At 69.2% G+C, this 22,300-nt stretch carries 18 protein-coding genes; 7 read left to right on the forward strand and 11 right to left on the reverse strand.

Features of this window, described 5'->3' with window-relative positions:
* Positions 1-22: 22 nt before the first annotated feature.
* The 7 genes from AC6I0Y_RS05250 to AC6I0Y_RS05280 all read left to right on the forward strand — a co-directional run bounded on the left by AC6I0Y_RS05250 (position 23) and on the right by AC6I0Y_RS05280 (position 5,409).
* Entirely contained in the window at positions 23-772 is a 750-nt protein-coding gene (locus AC6I0Y_RS05250; RefSeq protein ID WP_160710592.1) for a Fic family protein, read from the forward strand.
* Between the two features lie 715 nt (positions 773-1,487).
* The gene (locus AC6I0Y_RS05255; RefSeq protein WP_497733547.1) at positions 1,488-1,973 is read left to right on the forward strand and encodes a plasmid mobilization protein; all 486 of its coding nucleotides are present in this window, start codon (positions 1,488-1,490) and stop codon (positions 1,971-1,973) included.
* On the forward strand, positions 1,973-3,346 hold the full coding sequence (locus AC6I0Y_RS05260; RefSeq protein ID WP_497733549.1) for a relaxase/mobilization nuclease domain-containing protein: 1,374 nt from the start codon (positions 1,973-1,975) through the stop codon (positions 3,344-3,346). Before AC6I0Y_RS05255 ends, AC6I0Y_RS05260 begins: the two co-directional genes overlap by 1 nt.
* An 84-nt stretch (positions 3,347-3,430) precedes the next feature.
* Complete coding sequence (locus tag AC6I0Y_RS05265) at positions 3,431-3,820, forward strand: hypothetical protein (RefSeq protein WP_497733551.1); 390 nt, start codon at positions 3,431-3,433, stop codon at positions 3,818-3,820.
* Positions 3,817-4,461 (forward strand): hypothetical protein, encoded by a 645-nt coding sequence (locus AC6I0Y_RS05270; protein ID WP_497733553.1) that lies wholly within the window; start codon positions 3,817-3,819, stop codon positions 4,459-4,461. The genes AC6I0Y_RS05265 and AC6I0Y_RS05270 overlap by 4 nt, the downstream gene beginning before the upstream one ends.
* Positions 4,462-4,785: 324 nt before the next feature.
* On the forward strand, positions 4,786-4,968 hold the full coding sequence (locus AC6I0Y_RS05275) for a hypothetical protein (RefSeq protein WP_497733555.1): 183 nt from the start codon (positions 4,786-4,788) through the stop codon (positions 4,966-4,968).
* A gap of 42 nt (positions 4,969-5,010) precedes the next feature.
* A complete protein-coding gene (locus AC6I0Y_RS05280; protein WP_497733557.1) occupies positions 5,011-5,409 on the forward strand; it encodes a single-stranded DNA-binding protein in 399 nt (132 codons plus the stop codon).
* A gap of 166 nt (positions 5,410-5,575) precedes the next feature.
* On the opposite strand, the gene AC6I0Y_RS05285 is transcribed toward AC6I0Y_RS05280, so the two are convergent.
* The 11 genes from AC6I0Y_RS05285 to AC6I0Y_RS05335 all read right to left on the reverse strand — a co-directional run bounded on the left by AC6I0Y_RS05285 (position 5,576) and on the right by AC6I0Y_RS05335 (position 22,297).
* A complete protein-coding gene (locus AC6I0Y_RS05285; RefSeq protein WP_497733559.1) occupies positions 5,576-6,757 on the reverse strand; it encodes a tyrosine-type recombinase/integrase in 1,182 nt (393 codons plus the stop codon).
* A gap of 640 nt (positions 6,758-7,397) precedes the next feature.
* Positions 7,398-8,702, reverse strand: coding sequence for a hypothetical protein (locus tag AC6I0Y_RS05290; RefSeq protein ID WP_497733561.1), 1,305 nt, complete (start codon positions 8,700-8,702; stop codon positions 7,398-7,400).
* A gap of 130 nt (positions 8,703-8,832) precedes the next feature.
* A complete protein-coding gene (locus AC6I0Y_RS05295; RefSeq protein WP_497733563.1) occupies positions 8,833-11,016 on the reverse strand; it encodes a type IA DNA topoisomerase in 2,184 nt (727 codons plus the stop codon).
* A 196-nt stretch (positions 11,017-11,212) separates the two neighbouring features.
* Positions 11,213-11,857, reverse strand: a complete 645-nt coding sequence (locus AC6I0Y_RS05300; RefSeq protein WP_160708957.1) for a hypothetical protein — start codon at positions 11,855-11,857, stop codon at positions 11,213-11,215.
* Between the two features lie 2 nt (positions 11,858-11,859).
* On the reverse strand, positions 11,860-12,558 hold the full coding sequence (locus tag AC6I0Y_RS05305) for a hypothetical protein (RefSeq protein ID WP_497733565.1): 699 nt from the start codon (positions 12,556-12,558) through the stop codon (positions 11,860-11,862).
* A 30-nt stretch (positions 12,559-12,588) separates the two neighbouring features.
* Positions 12,589-14,301: a BspA family leucine-rich repeat surface protein gene (locus AC6I0Y_RS05310; RefSeq protein ID WP_497733567.1), complete on the reverse strand. Its 1,713-nt coding sequence runs from the start codon at positions 14,299-14,301 to the stop codon at positions 12,589-12,591.
* A gap of 58 nt (positions 14,302-14,359) precedes the next feature.
* Positions 14,360-15,046: a SipW-dependent-type signal peptide-containing protein gene (locus AC6I0Y_RS05315; RefSeq protein ID WP_497733569.1), complete on the reverse strand. Its 687-nt coding sequence runs from the start codon at positions 15,044-15,046 to the stop codon at positions 14,360-14,362.
* Positions 14,985-15,569, reverse strand: coding sequence for a signal peptidase I (locus AC6I0Y_RS05320; RefSeq protein WP_497733571.1), 585 nt, complete (start codon positions 15,567-15,569; stop codon positions 14,985-14,987). The genes AC6I0Y_RS05315 and AC6I0Y_RS05320 overlap by 62 nt, the downstream gene beginning before the upstream one ends.
* A gap of 114 nt (positions 15,570-15,683) precedes the next feature.
* A complete protein-coding gene (locus AC6I0Y_RS05325; protein WP_160708967.1) occupies positions 15,684-16,247 on the reverse strand; it encodes a hypothetical protein in 564 nt (187 codons plus the stop codon).
* A gap of 82 nt (positions 16,248-16,329) precedes the next feature.
* Positions 16,330-21,378 carry a VaFE repeat-containing surface-anchored protein gene (locus AC6I0Y_RS05330; protein ID WP_497733573.1) on the reverse strand — a complete coding sequence of 1,683 codons (5,049 nt, stop codon included), beginning with the start codon at positions 21,376-21,378 and terminating at the stop codon, positions 16,330-16,332.
* 151 nt (positions 21,379-21,529) lie between these two features.
* On the reverse strand, positions 21,530-22,297 hold the full coding sequence (locus AC6I0Y_RS05335; RefSeq protein ID WP_497733575.1) for a hypothetical protein: 768 nt from the start codon (positions 22,295-22,297) through the stop codon (positions 21,530-21,532).
* Between the last annotated feature and the right edge of the window lie 3 nt (positions 22,298-22,300).

Raw genomic sequence — 22,300 nt, forward strand, 5'->3', positions numbered from 1 at the left:
CAGCTCGAGAGAAAGGGATGCGATGAAGATCACGGCAGGGCAGATGAAGGCGATGAAGTCGGCGCCGAACTCCGCTTACGGCCTCATACTCCCCGAGTTCCTCTTCCACTCGAATCGGATGGAGGGATCGACCTTCTCCGAGGACGAGCTGTTCCGCCTCGTGGAGGACGGGCACGTGGTCGGAGACCACACCAAGGACGACGTGTACGAGACGATAAACTCGATCGCGCTGTTCGACCACATGGTCGACGGCCTGGGCTCTCCCATCACCCCCGGCATGCTCGTCGAGATGAACCGCATGCTCTTCGCCGGGACGACCGACGAGGCTGACGGGTTCACCGGGCACTACAAGGAGATACCCAACCGCATCGTCGGATCGCGCGTCCAGGTCGCCCTGCCCAGCGACGTCGAGCAGGGCGTGGAAGACCTCCTCGGCTGGTGGGAGGGATCACCGAAGGGGCCGCGCGAGATCGTGCTCTTCCACGTGCGCTTCGAGCACCTCCACCCGTTCCAGAACGGCAACGGGCGCATCGGCCGCGTCCTCATGCTGAAGCAGTGCATCGAGCAGGAGGCCGACCTGATCGTCATCGACGAGGCGCACGGGGACGAGTACAAGTCCTACCTAGAGATCGCCCAGATGAGCTTCGACGGCGAGGCCTACGGCCCCCGCGAGCTGTCCGTTCTGGGAGAGGTGCTGGAGCGGTGCGCCGCGCGCTTCGCCCGCAAGATGGGCGACCTCGGCGTGCCGAGGCTGCTCCCGCCGTCCCTCTGACATGAGGGGTGGGGGGCACGGCGCGTCGTCGCCTGAACGAGGAGGGGCCGCGGCCGGAGAGCCGCGGCCCCTCCTCCTCAATCGGCCCGGAGGGCCGCTCAAGATCAACTCTCGCGAGCAGCCGAAGCTCGTAGGCGCAGGCCTTCCCCGACGCACGGAGCTGATGCTATAATCCTCCGTGGATCGGCACTCCAAACCTCCGATCCGGTCACATGAGAGGAAGGCAACGTCCATGCGCCACGCATTCTCGCCGCTCTGCGAGCAGCGGCAAAACCACCCTTCACACACGCGCTCCAAGCGCAACCCCGTCACTGGCTCCGCCGGGCCCTCCCCCTGCCAGGGGAGGGCTTCGAGTCCCCACTGGCCTTACGGCCGGTAGGGACTGCGAGAGCCGCATCCTGTTACACGCTTTCGTTTTTCAAACAAAAGTACGTGTGCCAGGATGCCGGCGGCAAGGCCGCCGTCTCGCCATGCGCGACCGCATGGCATAGCCCCAGGAACCACTCCCCCGCCATCCCCTCTCGGGTGGCGGGATCGTAGTTAGCTGTGGCGAACTGCGGAACTCATCCGCAGCAGTAGGGTTGCGCAACTCATGCGCTCCGCGTCATCCCAGACATGGTTAGCCCAGGGTGACTGCGGAGGAGCTCAGGCCCCCTCCCCCGCCTTGGAAAAGGGGCGAGGCGCGGGGGCCGCGCGCTGACAGGAGGATGCAGAGATGGAGACGAAGACGAAGAACCGGTGGGTGAACGTGAGGCTCAGCGAGGAGGAGTACGCGCTGCTGGACGCGAACGCACGCAAGCTCGGCGCAAACTACTCGGAGCTCATACGGGCGCTCATCCGCACGCCGATTGCGCTCGGCGAGGGGTCGGCGATGGCGACGAGCTACGTCGGGCTGCGCTACCCGATCGCGGTCATAGACGCCCAGCACGTCGACGCGCTCACGCGCCAGGTGCGCCACTACGGCCACCACTATAACCAAGCGGTCAGGGCCCTCAACACGATAGCCTCGAAGAGGTTCATGAGGGCCGACTTGGCGGAGGGGTACATGCAGCGCGCCCTCATGCACCTGAACGCCATCGACTCGCAGATCGGCGACGTCTACTGGGCCGCGCGCGACATCAGGGACGAGATAGCGAGCAAGACGGTGGTCAACGTCGACGACTGGTCTGTGCTCTCCGACGCGTCCGACGGGGCCGCCTGATGGCGATGCTCAAGTCCCTCAGGGGCCACGAGCGCGTGGGCGTTCGCATCGCCGAGTACCTGCGCACGAAGAACGGCCGCTGCGACGACCGGACGCTCGCGTGGGACTTCGTCAACATGCCGTTCCAGAGGAGCGAGAATGGGTGGGAGAAGGCGATGGAGGAGACCTGCCGCATCTTCGGCAACGACCGGGAGATAGCCGGCAAGAAGACTGTCTACTACCATCACTTCATCATCTCCCCCGACCCCCGCGACCATGTCGACCTGGACACCCTGCGCGCGCTCGCATGCGACTGGGCGAAGGAGATCTTCGGGGACGAGGAGGGCGGGCGCGAGGGCCGCTGCGGGATAGCCGAGGTCGCCATCTGCTACCACGACGACAACGCAAACGGCATCCCGCATGCGCACCTCATCGTCAACAACACGAACATCGTCGACGGAAACAGGCTGAGGATCAGCAACCGTCTGAATAAAGAAGTTCTCCCCGACACGCTCCAGTCGCTGGCGGCGGAGCTAGGGCTGAGCTTCTTCGACAACTCGCGCCGCCTGCCCCGATTCGGCGCCTACCTGACGAAGGTTGAGCGCGCCTTCGCACGCGAGGGGCGCTTCTCCTGGAAGCAGGACATGCGCGACAAGGTGCAGATAGCGATGCGCACGACGCGGGACGAGGAGTCGTTCTCCCGCCGCCTCGAGGAGCTCGGCGTGAGGGTCTGCCCGTCTGCAACGCGGGAGGGCGACTGGACGTACGCCCACGCGGCGAACCCGGAGCGATGGGCTGCCACGGGCTACCGACTCGGGGCGAACTACAGGCGCTCCGCCGTCGCCGCGCGCCTCGCCGAGACCGACGCGGCGCTCAGGGGGGATCCGGAGCGGGCGGAGAACATGAGTCGGCGGGGAGAGCGCGTCGTGGAGGCCCTCTCCGGGGCCCTGCGCCACATGGACGGCAGCCTGGGGGAGGAGCTGGGCGTCGCCATCGCCGCCTACGTCGCGGCGGACGTGACCGTCGCCCAAGCTGCCGCGGCGCTGCGGATCAACGACAAGTACGGGGTCGAGTCGGAGCGCGACTATGAGACCCTCATCGCCCGCGCGAAAGAAGAGATCGGCTCGCCCGCGACGGCCCCCGAGGCGCGCGCCAGGCTCGAGCTCAGGGTCAGGGAGCTCGAGCTCGCCGGCGCCGTGGCGGCGCGCGGGGAGTTCTTCGCCGGCTCCGTGGTGCCCTCCTCGCCCAACCCCGGCGCCGTGCGGCGCCGCAGCGCCGAGAGGGCGCGGCGCCAGGCGGCCAGGAGCGCGCGGGGCAGCCGTGGAGGCGATGCCGCCCGCCGGCGCCCCCAGGCGCCCGACGCCGGGAGCGGATCGCGCGAGAGGAGGCGATGAGCCATGTGACACGAGGGCAGGGCGGCTGGCAGGCCCGCCGAGGAGGAAAGCGAAGACCGAACGAATAGGAGCGAAAGGAAAGACATGCTCAAGGGATTCAACGTGGTACGCAAGAAGGGCATCTGCACCATGAAGCGCAAGGGAGAGGGCGTCGTGGTCGCCTTGTCGCCGGAGGCGCTCGCGATGGCCGGGTGGCCCCGCAGCGCGAAGGCCGACGTGGGCGTCAACGCCAAGGCCCGTGCCATCGCCGTCATGCGCTCGCGCTACGGCGACTACGACATCAAGGAGGCGGCCGGCGGAGGCGCGGAGGTCGCGGTCGACGCGCTGCTCGACGCCCTGGACATCGAGGAGGGCAAGACCTACGAGTTCGAGCCGGCCGTCCAGGGCAAGGCGGCGAGCTCGCGCGCGCTCGTCCTCACGCACCTGCCCCGCGCAGGCGCCGAGCTGCGCGCTCGCCCGGGCGGCGTGGCATGAGCGCCGAGATCGTCGTCTCCTACGCGGACGGGCGGGTGAAGGTCGTCGACCCGGCGCTCTACACTTCCGGCGAGCCCTTCGGCGCTAACGTCCTGAGCGAGCTCACCGTCCGGCTCGACCGCCTGGCGGAGGGGCTCTACGTCGAGGTCGGCCACCATGAGCCGCCATCCGACGCAGATCCCCAGGAGGATCCCGCGGGGCGCTTCAGCGGGCGGCCTTACATGCTGGTCGACGACTGTCACCTCTGCCTCGCCGAGGCCGACGAGGTCGACGGCGTTATCTCCCTCGAGGCCGGGGGCCGCAGGCTGATCTCCAGGGTCTACGGCGAGCTCGTCTGCGTCGAGCGGGTGCGCGCGGCGCTCTGCGAGGCCAGGGGCGACGACTCCGCCCTCCAGGAGCTCGGGATCGTCTCGGCGCTCTACCTCGCCGTGCCCGCCGTCTGGGCCAGGGCGGCCGAAGACCTGGCGGCCCGGGAGGGTCAGGAGGTCGGGGACGACGCCGTCGCCGAGGCAGTCTCGGCCGAGCTCGGGACGAGCGCGGCCATGGTGAGGAGGATCCGCAGCATGGCCGTCGACGAGGTGCCGGGCATGGGAGAGGACGTGCCCGACGACGAGGAAGACGGCTTCTACGACTTCGGCTAGCGGGGGGCTCGCCGGGGAGCTGCGCGCTCCCCGGTCCCCTTGCGGCAGGGCCTCGCCCTGCACCCGGCGGCCGGCCGGGGCCGCCTGGGCGCCCCGGCCGGGAGGAGGGAAGACCTGGCGCCTGCGGCGTAACCCCTCCCCTCCTCCGGCGGGGGCGGCACACGATTTCTCGCACAAGGAGCAGGCTCCTTGCGGAGAAACCGCGAGGCTTCGTGAACCGCCCCCACGAGAGGACGACGAGGGGTTCTGCGTCGGTCATGCCAAGCAAGGCGGGGCCTGCTTGGCGAGGGCAAGCCGGAGATGAGATCGAGAGGAGGTACGGCGATGATCACCGTGATACTGGCCGGCGTCAAGGCGGCGATTCTGGTCTCCATGGTGCTGATGGCGCTTGCCTGGCGCCTCGTGGTGGCTCTCGCGCGCGGGGTGGCCCTGGCGGGGCTCGTCCTCCGGGAGGCGCTGGAGAGCATCTGCTGGCGGCTCCGCAGGGGCAGGCGCAAGCCGGCGTGAAGGAGAGAGAAGAAACCACACGAGAAAGAGGAGTGATCGACAATGAGCATCAACCGCGTCATCATCAGCGGCAACCTTACCCGCGATCCCGAGCTGCGCTCTACGGCCTCGGGTATGCCGGTGCTCGGCTTCGGCGTGGCGGTCAACGACCGCCGCAAGAACCAGCAGACCGGCGAGTGGGAGGACTACCCGAACTTCATCGACTGCACCATGTTCGGCACGCGCGCCCAGAGCCTCTCCCAGTACCTGAGCAAGGGCACCAAGGTGTCCATCGAGGGCAAGCTCCGCTGGAGCCAGTGGGAGCGCGACGGGCAGAAGCGCAGCAAGATCGAGGTGATCGTCGACGAGCTCGAGTTCATGTCGAGCCGAGGGGAGGCCGGAGAGCGCGACCTCGAGGATGGCGCCGTCGCCGGCGTCTACGACCATGACATCCCCTTCTAGGCACATGCCGCGCAGCGGCGCAGCAGGCAGGGGCAGGGCCGTCGTCCAGGTGGACAAGGCTACCAGGCGGCCCCTGAGGGCGTACGGCTCCGTCTCGGAGGCGGCAAGGGCCGCGGGCATGCCGAGGACGTCGCTTGAGCGCATCCTGCGCGGCCGAGGCATGACCTCAGGGCCGTCCTACTACCGCTACGCGGACGACTTCGACCCCGGTGAGGGGTTCGAGGGCCGCCGCAAGCGCGCCGTGGGCGCCTGGGCGGGAGGGCCGCGGCCGGCCCGGGTCTTCGACGACTCGGCCGAGGCGGCCCGGGCGTACCGGGTCGAGGCGGTGACGATCCGCAAGTCGATCGCCACGGGGCGGCCGCGCTTCGACGCGTCCCTCGGCTGCGACGTGACGCTCGCGTGGATATGAGGAGGATCTGGAGGGTTTGGCGGCAGGAGGAGGAGATACTACGTCGCCTGCGCTGCTACCGAGGCGACGCTGGACGATCCGGACTGCCTCTGGCGGGTTCATGCAGTCGTAAATCTCAAGGACCAGCCGTATGCGGGAGGGGCTCCATCCCATGAACTTGTTGACAGCGAGAGGGCTCATGCCGTGGGCGATGAGGATGAAGGGGAGGGAGAGCCGAAGCGTGGTTGCCGTCATCGGCCCCTTCTCCGACTTTCGGAGCGCGCGGGCGACGTCGCGCCCTAAAAGGCGCCTGCCTGTGCGTGAGAGGAACAGCGCGTTGTCGTGCTCCACGTTGGCTCCCTCAGGCGCGCGCTTCCGAGCAAGGGGTTCCCTCACTTGACCGAGATACCTGGCGAGCCAGAAGCATGACTCGTCACTCAGGAACTGGCGCGTGCTGATTATCTCGCGGCGGCCGAGGGAGAGGTCGTCGACGTTGAGGCTGACGAGCTGCTTCACCGTGAGGGCGGAGCCAAAGATGATCTCCGCCAACGCCCGATTGCGAATGCCCAAGGGGGTTGTTTGGGGCATGCCATTGAGGTAGGAGATGATGTAATCCACGCTGCGAGGAGAGGTGGAGTTATGCGCCGCCGGGCGTCGTGGCCCAAACTTTGACATCGGATTCGCGTCGATGAGGCCGTAAGCATGCAGGTGCCTGAAAAGGCTTTTCAGCGCCACGAGGCGGGTGTTTATCGTCGAGGCTGAGATGCCGCGATCCATCTGGTCTCTTACGTAATCGAAGACATCAGACTTCGCGACTTCATCGAGCGACGCAGCTCCCAGTTTCTCCAGGTGGCGGCAGAAGTCCCTTATCGCATAGGCATACGTGCGGAGCGTCGAATCGGCGAGCGCCTGTTCCTCCTCGACAGCCTCGAAGTACCTGTCCACGAGCTCATAGTCCATGATGCCTCCTGTCGTCGTCAACGGGAACTCGATCGATGCTATCCCATCGGGCGGGAGGCTGCGCGACGGCGGGCCATCTGGTGAGGTGCGGATGGGGAAACGTTGACCTAGCGCGTCCTTTTTGAAAGTGCGCTTTCAAAAAGGACGCGGCGGGTCTTTAGCGGAGGGGCCTGGTGGGCGCTTCTCCGGAGGGGCCCGGGACATGTCAGGGCTTCTCGCCGGAAGCCCTCCCCGGCGCCCGGCTCGCGGCGTCCTGGCTGGTGTGGAGGGGCAGCGCCTCCCTCTTGACGAACGCCTCCCTGCTTATCTGACTTTAACAATGGTAGCAGGTGCACGCCTGAAATGGCCAGGCTGGCTAGGGTGCATACCGCCGTACCCCCACCCATACCGTCGAATGCTGGTACGAAGATACGGGGAGGCTCCTTCCCGGGCGCATAGCCTACGGTGCGGCTCATTGGGGTCGGATATGGACACATAAGGAGTAGCCGAGGGTGTCCATATCCGGAATCAGGGGCAGGCGCTGGCGCGTTGGAGCCGTCGACACGGCGACTCGTATGCCACCCATTTGGACATATAAGGCGGAAGCCATATAAGGACTAATGGCCGCGCAGGGCCGGCGCGGGGCGAGGAGCCGCAGTGGCTAGCGCGACGGCGGCCTTGACCCGCCAGGCTCACGCGGGGCTGGAACGTGGGATCGCGCGGCCGCGGCGGGCCGAGAGGCGGTGGGGGGCTCGGGAGACCTCTCGGCTGGGTTGCGGGTCAGGGAGACGATCCTTCGGCCTCCTCCGCCCGCCTGGGCCGAGAGCGTCGCCATGCGCCTGGAGACCTCGCCTGCGATCGCCTCGATCCTGGCGGGGGGCATGAGCGGGTTGCGGGCCAGGATGCCCGCGAGCTCGGCGTCAAAGCCGTCCAGCTTGGCCGGGTCGAGCCAGGAGAGGTTAGGCAGGCGGCGCAGGAGATCGCCGGGACGCAGGTTCTCGCCGTCGAACGGCCGGACTTGGTTCTCCCAGTCGACGGGCGCCTCCAGGCGGATCTGATCCATCCAAAGCGAGGAGCCCGTGTCGTAAATGGGGGCGAAGCGGGCGATGGAGTGGTCGTCGCTGTCCCTGAGGATCCCGAAGTTGTTGTAATGCCTGTCGAAGTTGCCGAGCAGGTAGTCGACCGCGAGCATCTTGGAGAGCGCGTGCCCGGGGTCGGGGACCCCGAATCTGCCGAGGGTGTCGGTGAGCCGCCTCATGCCCGTCGTGTTCTTCAGCCCGGGGGCCGAGCGCAGCAGGTCGGCGGCGGGAATGAGCTCGAGGTTTCCGGTCACCATGGACTCGCAGGCGCTGTAGGTTCGCCCCGCCTCCTCGACGAGGCCGTACTCGACGTACTCGCCCGGATCGAGGATCCGCCGCATGAGGGCTGTCGCGGCGACCTCGTTGTAGGGCTCCTGCCCGAAGGCGCCCGAGGCGGCCTTCATGAGAACGACGCGGCCGCCCCGCATCGTCCACTTCTTTCGAAGGTCGCCCGCGAGGCTTGCGTTGGGGGAGCAGAAAGACGGGCGGATCGTGCTGTCCTGGCCGAGCGTCACGAGGCCGAGCTCCTCGTCGAAGCCGTTGTCGAAGAAGTTGACGTCGGCCCACGACGCGTCGTCCCCCTCCTCGCGAACCCAGTACCTGTCGGTGAGCGAAAGGGCTCGGCTGCGCTCCGTGAGCTCTCGGGTGTCAGCCACCCCGAGCTGGTCGCGCAGCGACTGGAACTGCTGCCTGGACACGGGGATGGCGCGGGAGGCCCACCAGTCGTTGAGGTTGCGACGCGTGATCGTGCCCTGGGGGTCGATGAGGGCCGGGGGCGCGAACCCGACGTCCTTGCGCTCGATGATGCGGAGGACGGCGTGGATCTCGGCGTCGTACTCGAAGTCGAGCACCTCTCGATCCTTGCTCATGAGGGTGTATCGGGCCAACCGGGTCTCCTCTCTTCTGCCGGGGGAGGCTCTGCCTATGCCTGCCCAAGCGATCTAGTAATGATAGCAGGTTCGGAGGCGGCTCCTCGCCGTACCTGGATACCATGGTACGCGGGTACGGGCACGGGCCCTAGCCCCGGCCGCTGGCGCCCCGCCTCCTCCCCCGCGGCGCCGGCCTGCCGTCGAAGGAGAACTCCACGCTCCCGTCCTGGGCCAGCCTTAGCCGGGCCTCGAACTTCCTGCCCGCCTTGGAGGTGAGACCCTTCACGAGGGGCGACTTGCCGGCGAGCAGCGCCGAGGCCTGGGCGTCCGTCAGCCGCTTGCCGGCGACCGTGGAGAAGAACCTGAACCCGCAGCCCGCCTCCTGCTCCCAGGAGCCGTCCTCGAGCTTGCGCCGCCTGTTTGACTCGCAGTCGAACACCTTGCCGCGGGCGAGCACTCGCGCTCCGCAGCACGGGCACGTGCCGACCGGCTTGCCGGGCGAGGCCAGGGACTTGCCCGCGTAGGCCTCGCCCCTGTGCGCCTCGAAGGCCTCGGCCACCGCGCGCTGCACGGCGTTCACGTCGGCGCGCCCCGCGGCAACCTCCTGCTGGATGAGCCACCAGCGCGCCGTCAGGTCGGCCCCCCGGATGTCCGCGGGCACGAGGTCGTAGAAGGCGCGTCCCTTCTCGGTGGAGCGGATCTTGCCGCCGGACTCCTCGACGAAGCCCCGCGCCTTGAGGCGCTCGATGACGTCGGCGCGGGTGGCCGTCGTCCCTATGCCGCCGTGCTCCCCGGCCTTGCCCTCGTCCTTGGACTTGAGGGCGGCCTTGAGGGCGGGGTCGGAGACGTACTTTGCCGCCGAGGCCATGTCGGTGACGAGCGTGCCCTCGGAGTAGGGCTTGGGCGGGCTGGTCTTGCCCTCCCTGAGCTCGCAGGAGGCGACTTTGCCCTCGTGGCGGCCCGGGTCGACCCAGGCGGCCGCGCTCTCGTCCTCCCCCTCCTCCTCGGGCTCGCCGAAGGCGGCCGTGAAGCCCGGGTCTGTCACCCTCCTCGCCCTGTGCTCGAGCGATCCCGCCTCGCAGGGGACGGACGAGGAGCACTCCTCGTAGGCCAGGGGGCGGGCGAACTGCATGGCGTAGCGCTCCACGACGGCCTCGTAGGCCCACCGGTCGTGGTCGCGCAGGCACCTCGCGTCGAAGCGCGTCTCCTGGGGGATTATGGCGCCGTGGGCGCCCACCTTGGCGTCGTCGAAGGCGCGTCCCCGCAAAGACGCGTCAACGTCCCAGGATCTCCCGACGTTCGCGAAGGCGGCGGCGAGCGTCGCCGGGGCCTGGGCGTGGTACTCCTCGGGGAGGTAGCGGCAGTCGCTCCGGTTGTAGGTGATGGCGTGGTGCTCGTCCCGCAGGCGCTGGGTGGCCTCGAGCGTCTGCTTCGCGGTCATCCCGTGTCGTTTCGAGAGCTCGGCCTGGAGCGTGGTGAGGTCGTAGGGCAGCGGCGGGAGCTTCTGGCCCGTGCGGGCCGTAGCCTCGAAGGCCAGAGCGCGGCCTTGGAGCGCGGCCGCCAGGGCCTCCAGCGGCTCGCGCGACCAGATGCGCTCGTCGCCCGCCAGCAGCTCGTCGGAGGGGCTCAGCTTGAAGTCGACGGCCCCTCCCCCGTCTATGGCGACGTGGGCGACGAGCGTGTAGAAGGCACGCCGCTCATGGCCCTCTATGGCGCGGTCGCGCGCGACGACGAGCCCGAGGGTGGGGGTCTGCACGCGGCCGACGGACACCTTGGCCCGCAGGCGCATGCCCGCCAGGCGCGACTCCGAGACGCCGAAGGCCATGTCCGCCATCTGGCGGGCGTAGGCGGACGCCGAGAGCGGCCGGTAGCGCGCGTTGTCCTCGAGCCGCCCGAACGCGGCCCTGATGTTGGCCTCGATGTTGTCGTTGACCAGGACGCGCTCGACCGGGCCGGCGTAGCCCAGGTAGTCGAGGAGCTCGTCGACGAGCAGCTGCCCCTCGTCGTCCGGATCGCCGGCGTGAACGACGGAATCGCACTCGCCGAGGAGCGACGAGACCTGTTCGACGATGCCCTCCTTGCCCTCGATGGGCCGCTTGGGCCAGTCGTCCACGACGATGGGCAGGCGGGACTCGTCGAACTCCCCGTCCCACCGCCACTTCGGGTCTATGTCGCCGGGCTCCACGAGCTCCAGCACGTGCCCCGCGAGGGCGCATACCGTGTACCCGTTTCCGGCTATGGGCAGGCGGGCGGTCTCGGAGACCTCCCTCCCGCATATGGCGCGGGCGATGTCGCGCCCCAGCATCGGCTTCTCGGCGATGACGAGCCTCATGAGGCCTCCTGCTCTCTGAAAACGGCCCCAAGGGGGGTATGAATAGTCGGGGCGACTTGAGATCGGGGCTTAGAAGGGCTCTCCGCAAGCCGTTGACCTGGGGTTTTGCGAGGGGTTAAGATGCGGCCCGTCGCAAGGATCGACAGGGCCCAGCCGAGGCAGGATCCCCATGCGACGGCTGCCAGGCCCCAGGGGCTCATGCCCGGCCCCCTTTCCGACGGCGGGACGCGGCGAGAGCGCCTCCCGCGAGGGCCGCGGGGATCGCGGCCAGGGCGAGCAGGGCCCCGTCCCCCGTCTGGGCCAACGGCCCCCGGTTGCCAGAGCTCCCGGCCGAGTCCGGGAGCTCCGCGACCTCAATGCCCCAGGCGGCCTCGTGGACGAGGAGGGCGAACTCGTTTCCGAGGCCGGGCGGCAGCGAGACCTCGTAGGCGAGCTCCGCCGAGCCGCCGGGCTCGAGGGAGCAGAGCGGGGCGGGGCCGGACATGGCGGAGCCGGACAGCGGGCCGTCGTAGGCGGTGGAGCCCTGGCACGAGACCTTCAGCCAGCAGCGCTCCAGGAGCTCCGCCGCCTCGCCGCGGTTGGCCGCGCCGGTCTCCGCGCCCACCATGAAGAGGGTCGCCTGCGCGGGCGCCATGGATCCGTTCGAGAGCACGAGCGCGCCGCCGTAGCTCCCCCCGGGCCACATCGGGCCCACGTGCCCGAGCAGGTCGTCGGAGCTCAGCGTCGCCTCGCCCCCGTCATAGCTCAGCGTGTAGGCCTCCCCCTCCGCCCATGCGGCGCCGGGGGCGCCTGCCAGGGCGGAGACGAGGGCGGCCGCGGCGGCGATGCGCGCCATCTTCATGGTCAGATCCTCCCTTCCCCTTCGTAGGTGTGCATGGCGGGCTCGGCCTGGACGCCTACCCAAGGGTCGTCGGCGCCGAAGTCAGGCTCGAATGCCGCCCTCTGCACCGCCTCCGCGGTCACTCGCACGCGCAGCTCGGCGCCCGAGGCCTCCTCGTACGCCCTCAGGGCCGGGTCGTCGGACGGATCGGGGCTGGGATCGGCCCACTTGGTGGGGTCGAGCGGCCGGGAAGCCGGCACCCAGGCCCATCCTCCCTCGCGAGGCTCCTGCTCGAACACGGGGCACTCCACGGAGCCTGGCCACGTGACGGCCTCTCCGGCGGAGAGGGGCCGGGTGAGGTGCCACCAGCCGTCCGCCGCGCAGACCCACTCCTCGCTCAGGCCCTCGGGCGAGCTGTCCCACGTCACGTCGCCGAACGGCGCGCCGAGGGCGGTCGTCTCGGACTTGACGCGGATCCAGCACTCGCCGCCCGTCGCCGTCACGGCGACGTCGTTGGCAGCGCGCTGGCCCGTGACGAGAGACCCTGCTCCCGGAGAGAGGGCCTCCAGCGAGACGTCCACGCCGCCCGTCTCCACCCTGCCGTGGGCCACGACCTGAGCGGAGACGGTGGCCACGGCGCCCGACGCCGCGATGAGTAGCGCCAGGCCGGCCGCCAGGAGGACGGCCTCGGGGCGCTTCCTTGGCTTCTCGTTCGCTCTCAACTCCCGTCCTCCTTCCAGGCCGTCCGGCCGCTACGCCGCCCAGGTGGGGGGGATGACGTTGGGAGCCTTGTCGCTGAAGCTTCCGTGATTCGTTACGTTATTCACGGCCCAGGCGGATAAATCGAGGGGTGCGAGGGAGTTACAGTTGTAGAACATCCAAGACATATCGCTCACTTTTGACACATCCCAACTTGGAATCCCGTTTAGAGACGCGAGGAGCTTACAGTTGTAGAATGCGAACTTCATGTCAGTGCAGCTTGAAACGTTCCAGCTTTCCTGCCCGGTGATGGCTGTGAGTGAAGTGCAGCTGGCAAACATGGAAGTCATATTTGTTACCTTTGACATATCCAGTAGCGCAAGGTTGGCGTTCGCGAGGTGGAGGCAGTTGGAGAACCAGCTCGCAGTGCTGATGGGGGAAATCTTGTCGATGCATGCAACGGACACGATGAGGTTTCGATACTTATGCCAAGGGACTTTGGTCTCGAGGCTGGCGTCAAGACTCTCTATTCCGGAATAAACATTGGTTATCTTCATGCCGTTGTATTGGTTCCAGCTGTTTGGGTCTTCGGCGGTTTTCACGAAGACGATTTCGTACTCCGATCCGTCAGCCTTTTTCATTAGCGCTAGGGCGTATGCCTTCCCGGCTTTTCTGTAGACAACGTTGTTGTCGGTGGCCTCGAACCCCTCCGGCAGGATCGCGGGATCCGCCTCCGGGCTCATGGTGACCTCGACGAGCTTGGTCGTCCCAGCGAACATCCCCGCCGAGTCCTTGATGCCGGCCGTGTCGAGTCCGGAGAGGTCCATGGCCTCGCACGAGCTCATGTCCTTGAACCACTCGGCCGTGCTCTCGGGCGCCGTCGGGACGAGGCACTCCACGTGCTCGATGGCCTCTGGGGTGTCCGACAGGCACCCCGCGGGGCCCCTCTCCACGTCGGGCACCACGCAGGTGACCTCGGCACCGTCAAGAGTGTCGCCGACCTCGGGCGGCGTGTCCGCCACGAACTTGAGCAGGGTGCCCGCCGTCACTGCGCTCACGCCGGCCGGCGGCGCCCCGTCGCCGATGCCGTTCTGCCTCTTGTAGGCATCCCAGGCGTTCTGGCAGTTGCTGAACCCCGTGGATTGGATGCCGTAGCCGGTCACCCCGACCACGTGCTTTCCGGCCTGGCCCTGCTCCTCGGCGAGGTTGGCCACCACGACCTCCTCGAAGATGGGGGGCGTGTCGGACTTGGGCCCGATGGGCTCGGGCCAGCCGAAGCGCCAGACCACGTCGTCGCCGTCGTCGAAGGTCTGGAGCACCACCCACTCCTCGCTCGCGTCGAAGCTGAACAGCGGGGTGCGGGCGGCGGGCAGGACGGTCTGGGTCTGCGGGTCGTAGACGCTGACCACGGCGGTTGGCACGCGGATCTCGACGAACAGGTAGCCGTCGATGGCGTCGTGCAGGTTGCGGATGCGCGGATCCTTGGGGACGTGCTGGCCCGGGACGACGTTCTTGGATGCCTCGGGATCCCAGGCGGGTTCGACGACCTTGACGTTGAGGTTGTCGGCCACCGACACCTGGTTCTCCTTGCGGTCGGTGCCGGTGAAGAACGCGTAGGTGCCGAGCGTGCCCATAGCCGCGGCAGCCGCGACGGCGGCCCCGAACTTGGCGAAAGAGCGACGCGACATGACGACCGCCCCGGGCGATGCCTCGTCCACGGCCGCCAGGGCCTCGTCGATGCGGTAGCCGCCCTTCTCTGTGTTCATCTGCTCTCCTCTCAGGACGGGCGGGGCGCGAGGCGCCCCGCCGGCGTAGCGTGGTCTTCTAGGCGTTCTGGGCGCCGTAGGCCGCCCACGCCGAGGCGGCGTCGGCGAAGCCCTCCGCCTGGATGGCGTGGCCGTCGACGGTGATCTTGTCGGCGCCGGAGTTGCCCTGGGCCTCGACGAGGTTGATCATGGTCACGTCGTCGAACAGGGCCGGGGTGGACGCCCCAGGGGCCACCTTGCTGCCGTAGAGGTAGGTGTGGGTGGTGTAGCCGTCGGCTACGACGGGATCCCCGCTCTGCGTCCAGCCCTCGTTCACCTCGTAGGTGAACAGCTCGTGGGAGGCCGCCGCGACGGGCGCGCCGTCTTCGCCCACGACGGACACCTCCGCCGTGGGCACCTTCACCTGCACGAAGCACCAGGCCTCGATGTCGGAGCCGTTCTTCACGGCCGGATCCTTGGCCACCGTCTGGAGCGGCACCAGGTTCTCGGCGGCATCGGGCACGCCGTTGGCGTCCTCGTCGGTGAGGTCCCAGCCGGGCTCGACGACCTCGATCTTGTCGGCCAGGCCCTCGCTCATCGTGAACACGTTCTCGACGGTGTCGGTTCCAGTGAAGTACGCGAACGTGCCCATGGCTCCTACCACGAGCGCGCCGGCCACGCCGGCGGTGATGAGGGCCTTGGCCTTAGCTCGCTTCTGCTCGGGGGCAGCCGGCCCCGTCTCGGTCATCTGGCTGATCTGTTCCATCTTCCTTCCCTTTCTGGTCGGATCTCTTCCTTGCTCTTCCCGCGGGGACGCAGGTCAGCGCGTAGGTCAAAGCGAGCACGCTGCCGACGGCGAGGATCCAAGGCATTCGGTTCTCGGTGATGCTCAGCAGGACGTCTCCCGCCAGCGGCACCGAGCCGACCGTCCGCCCCTTCACGCGGTCGAAGGCGACCGGGAACGCGTCGGGGTTGCCGTTGGCGTCGCCCTTCGTCGTTATCTCCCGCGCCTCCTCGTCGACGGCTACCACCCGGTGGGTGCATGTCTGGCCGTCCCCTATGTCAAAGGCGATGACGTCCCCCGGGGACACGTCCTCGCCGGTGACCCGTGTGTCCACGTAGGCGAGGTCGCCCACGTGGATCGCCGGCTCCATGGAGCCGGTCATGACGCCGTAGGTCGCCAGCCCGAAGGGCAGGCCCCCGAAGCACAGGGCCGCGAAGGCGACGAGCGCGACGAGCTCGGCGGTCAGCAGCGCGTTCGCTGCGCGTCTTATGGCGGTTCCGATCAACTGCTCCTCCTTCTTATCCGGGCGGCTCCCCCGGGGTCCGGGCCGTCAGGCTAGGCCGAGGTAGGGGGTCGGGCCGGGCGCGGCGGCCCGGGCCCCGAGGGGCCGCCGGCGCCGCTAGGCCGGCTGGCCCTCGACGGACGCCGAGGGCTGCGTCTCCCCGCACGCCGCGCAGACGTCGGCCACCTTGACGAGCTCGTCGTAGGCCTCGGCGTCGACGACCGTCTCCGTCCAGGCCTCCTGCTCGACGTAGTCCACCGCGACGGGCACCCCGGTGGTGTAGCCCGCGTGGCCGTACTCCTCGGCGTGCTCTGCGGTCATGCCGTCGATGGGGCTCATGCACGTGTTACAAACGGTGTGCTCCTCCACGCGCGACGCCATGACGGCGGGGTGCTCGACCTCGTGGGTCGCCGCCGGATGCGAGACGATCTCGTAGGACGGCTGCCAGGCGTGCTCGTGGGCGGCCTGGGCCTCCCCCGCCTCCTGGGGCTGGGCCTGCGGGGCGTGGGAGCCCCCGTCGTCGCGGCTGGCCAACTCGTCGGCGACGAGGACGAGCGCCAGGGCGCAGGCGGCGCATGCCGCGGCCAGCAGGGCGGTGAGGACGTAGTGGGCGACCGTCGCGCGGGAGACCGTCTTCCGAGTGCCCTGCGGGGCCTCCTCGGGGGTGTTCTCGGTGATCATGGGTATGCCTTTCCAAGGGTGGGGCGCTCTTCGCGCCCCACCCCCATTGGCTCGGGGTTTTGAAGGGGGTCAGGCGGGCTGGCTACTCGTCGGCGGGTTCCTCGGGGCCGGGGGCCATGCGGCGGCGGGCCGCCCAGGCGCCCAGGCCGCCCGCCAGGACGGCCAGGAAGGCGATGAGGGTGGCGATGGCGGTGCCGTCCCCGGTCTTCGCGAGGGACTGCCCGGGCGCGCCGGGGACGTCCGTGATCGTGACGGTCTGGGCCGCATCGTCGATGTCGGCGTGGACGGCGACCTCGAGGCCGTCCTTCGAGAGCGTCTCGAAGGCGACCAGCTCATGGCCCTTGAGGCCGCGTGCGTCGAAGGCGAACTCGACCTCGGCCGTGCCGTCGGGGGCGTTGGGCACGAAGGTGGCCGAGGCCCTCACCTCGCGGTCGGCGACGAGCAGGGGCTTGCCCGTGGCCTTGTCCATGAGGATTCCGGCGAGCACGTACTCCTTGCCGGGGACGAGGTCGCGGTAGGCCACCGTGTCGACGAGGACGGCCTCGGCGGAGTCGAGGGCCTCGTGGTCGCCGTCGGTCTTGTCGGTGAGCTCGGTGCCTATCGCCGGCGCGACGATCCCGCACTGCTGCTCGGCGCACGAGAGGTCGAGCTCGGAGGCGACCACCCTGTCGTCGGCGACGAGGACGGCCAGGCAGACCGTGGTCGTCCCGGCGAGCCCGGAGGCGTCGATCGGGTACTCCAGCTCCACGGTGGCGGAGGTGCCCTCGGGCGTCACGTCGCGCTTGGCCACGGCCATATCGGCGACGGCCTCCTTGTGCTCCGCCAGGACGGCGGCGAGCGCCTTGCGGTCTACCGACCCGTCGCCCTCCTCGCCGAGGCCCATGGCGGCAGCGATCGCCTCGGCCGCCTCCGCGAGCTCCTCCTCGCCGGCCTCGGAGCCGGCCGCCACGGCGGGCAGGCCGGTCTCGGCGTCCATGAGGATGCCGTGGGCCTCGTAGTCCCGCCCGGGGGCGAGCCCGGTGAGGGACAGCGTGTCGACGACCTTGGCGCCGGGGTCGGCCGTGACGGCCTTGTCGCCGTCGAGGGCGTCGCGGGCGGTGGTCGCGATGCTCGGGGAGACCACCTCGACGGTCTGGCCCTCGTCGTCGATGTCGGCGTGGACGGCGAGCTCGACGCCCTGCTCGGAGAGCCCCTCGAAGGCCACCAGCTCCTCGCCGGCGAGCAGCGAGGTGTCGAGGCGGAACTCGACCTCCACCGTCCCGGAGCTCGCCGCGGGGACGAACGCCTTGGTCGCCGTCACGGGCTCGCCGTCGGCGGCGAGCAGCGGCTCGCCGGTGGACTTGAGCACGAGGGTGCCGGTTAGCACGTACTCGCGCCCGGGGACGAGGCCTTCGTAGGCCACCTCGTCGACGATGACGGCCTCGGGGCCCGCGGCGACCTCCTTGTCGCCGTCGGCGCCGTCGGAGGCCTGCGTGCCGATCCCGGGGCGCGCGACAGAGACGGTCTGGCCCTCGTCGTCGATGTCCTTGTGCTCGGCCACGACGATCCCGTCGCGCGCGAGCTCCTCGAAGACCACGAGCTCGGCGCCCTCGGGCAGGGCGCTCGCGTCGAGCTCGAGGGTCACCTCCGCGCTGCCGTGGGCGGCGGCCGGCTTGAAGGCCGTGGAGGCCGTCACGGGCTGGCCGTCGGCGCCCGCGAGCGGCTCGCCGGTGGCCTTGTCCATGAGGGTGGCCGTGAGCACGTAGGACTTCCCGGCGACGAGGCCCTCGTAGGCCACCTCGTCGATGACCGCCGCGACGGGGCTCGCGGCCAGGGCCTTGTCCCCGTCCTCCGCGTCGCGGGCGGTGGTTCCGATCTCGGGGGCGGCCACCTCGACGGTCTGGCCCTCGTCGTCGATGTCGGCGTGCACCGCGAGCTCGAGGCCGTCCTTCTCGAGCGCCTCGAAGGCGACGAGCTCCTTGCCGGCGAGCAGGCTCGCGTCGAAGCGGAACTCGAGCTCGACGCTGCCCGAGGCGGCGGAGGGCTTGAAGGCGAGGGTGGCCGTCACGGGCTCGCCGTCGGCGGCGAGCAGCGGCTCGCCGGTCTGGCGCACCACGAGCGTGCCGGTGACGAGGTACTCGCGGCCGGGCACGAGGTTGGCGTAGCTGACGGTGTCGACGACCACGGCCTCGGGGTCGGCTACGACCAGCTTGTCGCCGTCGGCGCCGTCGGAGGCCTGCGTGCCGATCTCGGGCGGGACGAGGCGCACGGTCTGGCCCTCGTCGTCGATGTCGGCGTGCGACGCCGCGAGCGTGCCGTCGGCGGCCCAGAGCTCCTCGAAGACCACCACGTCGCCGGACAGGCCGCGCGCGTCGAGGGCGAGGCGGACGTCGGCGGTGCCGTAGTGCTCGCGCGGCGTGAGCTCGCGCTCGCCAGTCACGGGCTCGCCGCCCTGGGTCACGGGCTCGCCGGTGGCCTTGTCCATGAGGGTGGCCACGAGGCGGTAGGTCTCGCCGGGCACGAGGTTGGCGTACTCGACGGAGTCCACGATGACGGCTGCACCGTCAGCCGAGACCAGCTTGTCGCGGTCGGCGGCGTCCATGGCGGTCGTCAGTATGCGCGGGCTCTGGTCGACCGGGCGATCGTCGTCGACGGTGCCGAGGTCGACCGTGTGGGAGTCGCGGGTGATGGTGACGTCGGGGATGCTGACGAGCGTCAGGCCCTCGTTGGCCGCGCAGGGCAGCTCCTCGAGGGTATAGCGGTCGTAGGGCAGCGCTCCCTTGGAGTCGTCGGGCGCCGAGCCCAGGCCGAACCACACGCCGGCCTCGTCGTCGAGCGCGCCCTCCCCCGCCGCGTCGTTGGCGTTGGTCTTCTGGGTGTGGGGGTTCCAGGACGCGTGGGTGGAGGCGTAGCCGTTGGCGTCGGTCACGATGACGTGGCTCTCGCCGGTGGTCTGGCTGGTGATGCGGAAGGGCACGCCCGCAAGGCGGTGCATGGTGCCCTCCTCGACCTTGACGAGCTCGAGGTCGCCGCGCTTGGCCTGGTTCTTGAAGGCGGACTCGCCGGTCGCGGGCTTGGCGACGACGCCGTTGCGCCCGATGGAGAAGGAGCGCGGCTCGCCGTCGGTGAGGAAGTAGCCGGCGCCGGCGGATACCTCGCGGATCTCGTAGGAGCCGTAGGGCAGCGCGTCGGAGGCGGTCTTGGCGACGCCTTCCTTCGCCTGGATCGTCATGACGGCCTTGCCTGGGGCGTAGGAGACGCCGCCCACCACGACGGGGCGGTCGCTGGCGTTGGAGACCTCGAAGAGAACATCCAGGGAACCGGCGCCCAGGGGCTCGAGGCGGCCGGTCTCGGCGTCGCGCTTCTCGACCTCGACGCCGCCGCGGACGACGTCGTCGGCGAAGGAGGAGGAGCCGGTGAGGCGGACGACCACGCCGTCCTCGCGGATCTGGAGGGCCTGGGGCGTCGACGTGTTGAGGTAGGAGTCGTTGGTGGCGGACTCGCGCACCAGGTAGTCGCCGTAGGGCAGCGCGTCGGTTGCGGTGCGGGCCTTGCCGTCGGCGCCGGTGGTGAGGGTGAGGGCCACCTCGCCGGGCGCCACGTCGCGGCCGTTCACACGCACGGAGCCCTCGGAGTCGTTGACGACCTCGAACTCGATGCCCTCGAAGTCGGCGTCGCCCTGGGGCGTGGAGCCCGTCTGGGCGTCTCGCTTCTCGACCTCGAGGCCGCCGCGGATGGCCTGCTCCTTGACGATGGGCGCGTTGTAGGTCTCGACGGACTCGATGGAGCCCTCCGACGTAACCTGACGCAGGTAGACGGCGTCGTCGTCAAGGAGGTAGCCCTCAGGGGCCTTGGTCTCCTGGATGAGGACGGTGCCGAGGGGGATGGTGGCATTGCCGTTATCCTGCTTAAATAGAGGATCACCCGATACCAACCATCTCTCATCAAGACCGGCCATACCATTTTCGTTCGTTTCTACAACCCACGTCCGCGTCGGCGTGCCGCTTGCCTCCGCGGCTTCGGGGGTGTCGTAGTAGCCGTCGTAGTAGCGAACCGTGAACTGGGCGCCTGCGAGCGAAGCGGAGCCCTGGGGCATGTCGAGCGTCGTCTCCAGGTCGATCTTGCCGACCCACATGGCTGCCGGGTCGTTCTGCGGAACCTCGTTGTGGTAACCCTCGGCGTCGCCGATCCAAGAGGTCTCCTCGCTCGTCACCTCGACGTCGAACACGGTCTCGTCGAGGGCGTAGCCCTTGGGGGCCACGGTCTCCTGCACGTGGTACGCGCCGGGCTCGAGCTCCTTGGAGTAGGCGTAGCCGCCGTCGGCCGGCACGGTGATCGTGTCCACCTGGGTCCAGGAGGAGTCGTAGACGGCGTACTGCGCGCCGCCCAGGTCGTAGCAGGAGTTGCCGTCGGTGATCTCCGGGTTGGCCGATCGCTTGGCCACGCCGATCCAGCCCTCGGGGGCATAGGGGACGAACGAGAAGACCCGCTGGGTGCCGGATCCGGTGACCATCTGGAAGACGGTGAAGTCGCTCGGCGCCTCGCACCAGCCCGAGTTGAAGTACTTGTCGTAGGTCGAGCCGGCCAGGAACGGCTTGCCGGAGCCCTGGTAGCCGATGACTTGCGTCCGGGCCCAGGTCTTCATCTGCTCGTTGCAGCCGTAGACCGAGCCCTGCCAGTCGGCGGCGTAGGCGTCGGAGAGCGCGATGTGGAGCGCCACGAAGTAGCGCTCGTAGGTCATGGGGGTGCCGTCGTACCACGAAGAGGGCCAGAAGCCCGCGTTGAAGCCGGGGGAGCCCGGGCCGTACCAGAAGAGGTTGCGGATCAAGTCGATGCGCCAGGTGCTCCCTGGCTCGACGGCCAAGGCGTCGCTCCCCTCGAGCAGGTCGTAGGAAACGGCGTAGGAGCCCTCGGGCGGCGTGGCCTTCGAGGGCTGGGCGCACACCGCCGGGCTCCCGTCGACGCTCATGGCCATGGTCGTGTAGCCGGCGTAGGGGATCTTGCCGTCGTGCTGGATGTACGCAGTCTCGGCAGCCAGGAGGCCGCCGGACGAGAGCGATGCGATGGGGATGAGGCCTAGGGCCAGGATCGCGGCGATGAGAAGCCGCAGTGCCTTAGATGCGCGTGGGCGCGCGCCGACAGCGTGAACCATACGGGTCCCTACCTTCCTTATGTGACCGGGACCCGGGATTTGGAGTTAGGCCCCTGGGCGGCGCGAAGTTGGAGCGCGCGACTTAGGGCCGATGGTGCCGTATCGGCGAGTTTTTGTCAAGTGGCTGATGCTTTGAGATAGCGGAACGGGGCTACTTGGTGGCCCCGCAGGAGCACTTGTAGCCGGTGGTCACCGTTTCGTTCTTTTGCATTACCTTATACCCATGGGACTCCCCTCTTCCGGCAGCTTGCTCGTGAGCGCTATGTTCGCTTCCATTACTAAATGTCTTTCCACAGGCGCACAAAATGTAGGTGGTATTTTTAGTTTCGGTAATGGGAATCCAATCATGCTCGTGTTTTGGAGCCTGAGGCTCTTTTTCGACCACTGGATTCGAGGAAGACGATGGCTGCTGAGTAGCTGGTGGCGTCTGGGGCTGCGAGGCCGCGGGGGCCTGCTGCTGGGGCTGGGACGCCGAGCCGGAGGAGGCGCTCCCCTGCGCCGGAGCGGCGGCGGAGGATCCGGACGCCGCCGGAGAGGCGGCTCCCTGCTCCTGCTGGCCCGCCTCAGCCGCGGGCGCGCCGTCTGCGGGGCCGGGCTCCGTGGCGTCGCCCTCGGCCGCCTCGGCCTCGCCGGTGTCCGCCAGGGCCTCGTCGCCGGGGACGGCGGCCCCGCCTGCGGCCCAGGGCGACTCGATGGGGATATGCGGGATGAGCGCACGCGCCGCGAAGCCCTCGACCTCAACGGCCTCGGCGGGCTGCATCATGAGGGCGACGGCAACGGCCACGGCCGCGAGGGCCGCCGCTCCGCCGGCGGAGGCGGCGCGGCGACGCGGGCGGCGCTCCTCGACGGGGCCGCTCTCCTCGGCGACGGCGACGTCCTCGTCGGCGATCACGTTGATCTTCTCGGTCTTCTCGTCCATGGG

Source organism: Adlercreutzia sp. St.1H8, from assembly GCF_059728655.1.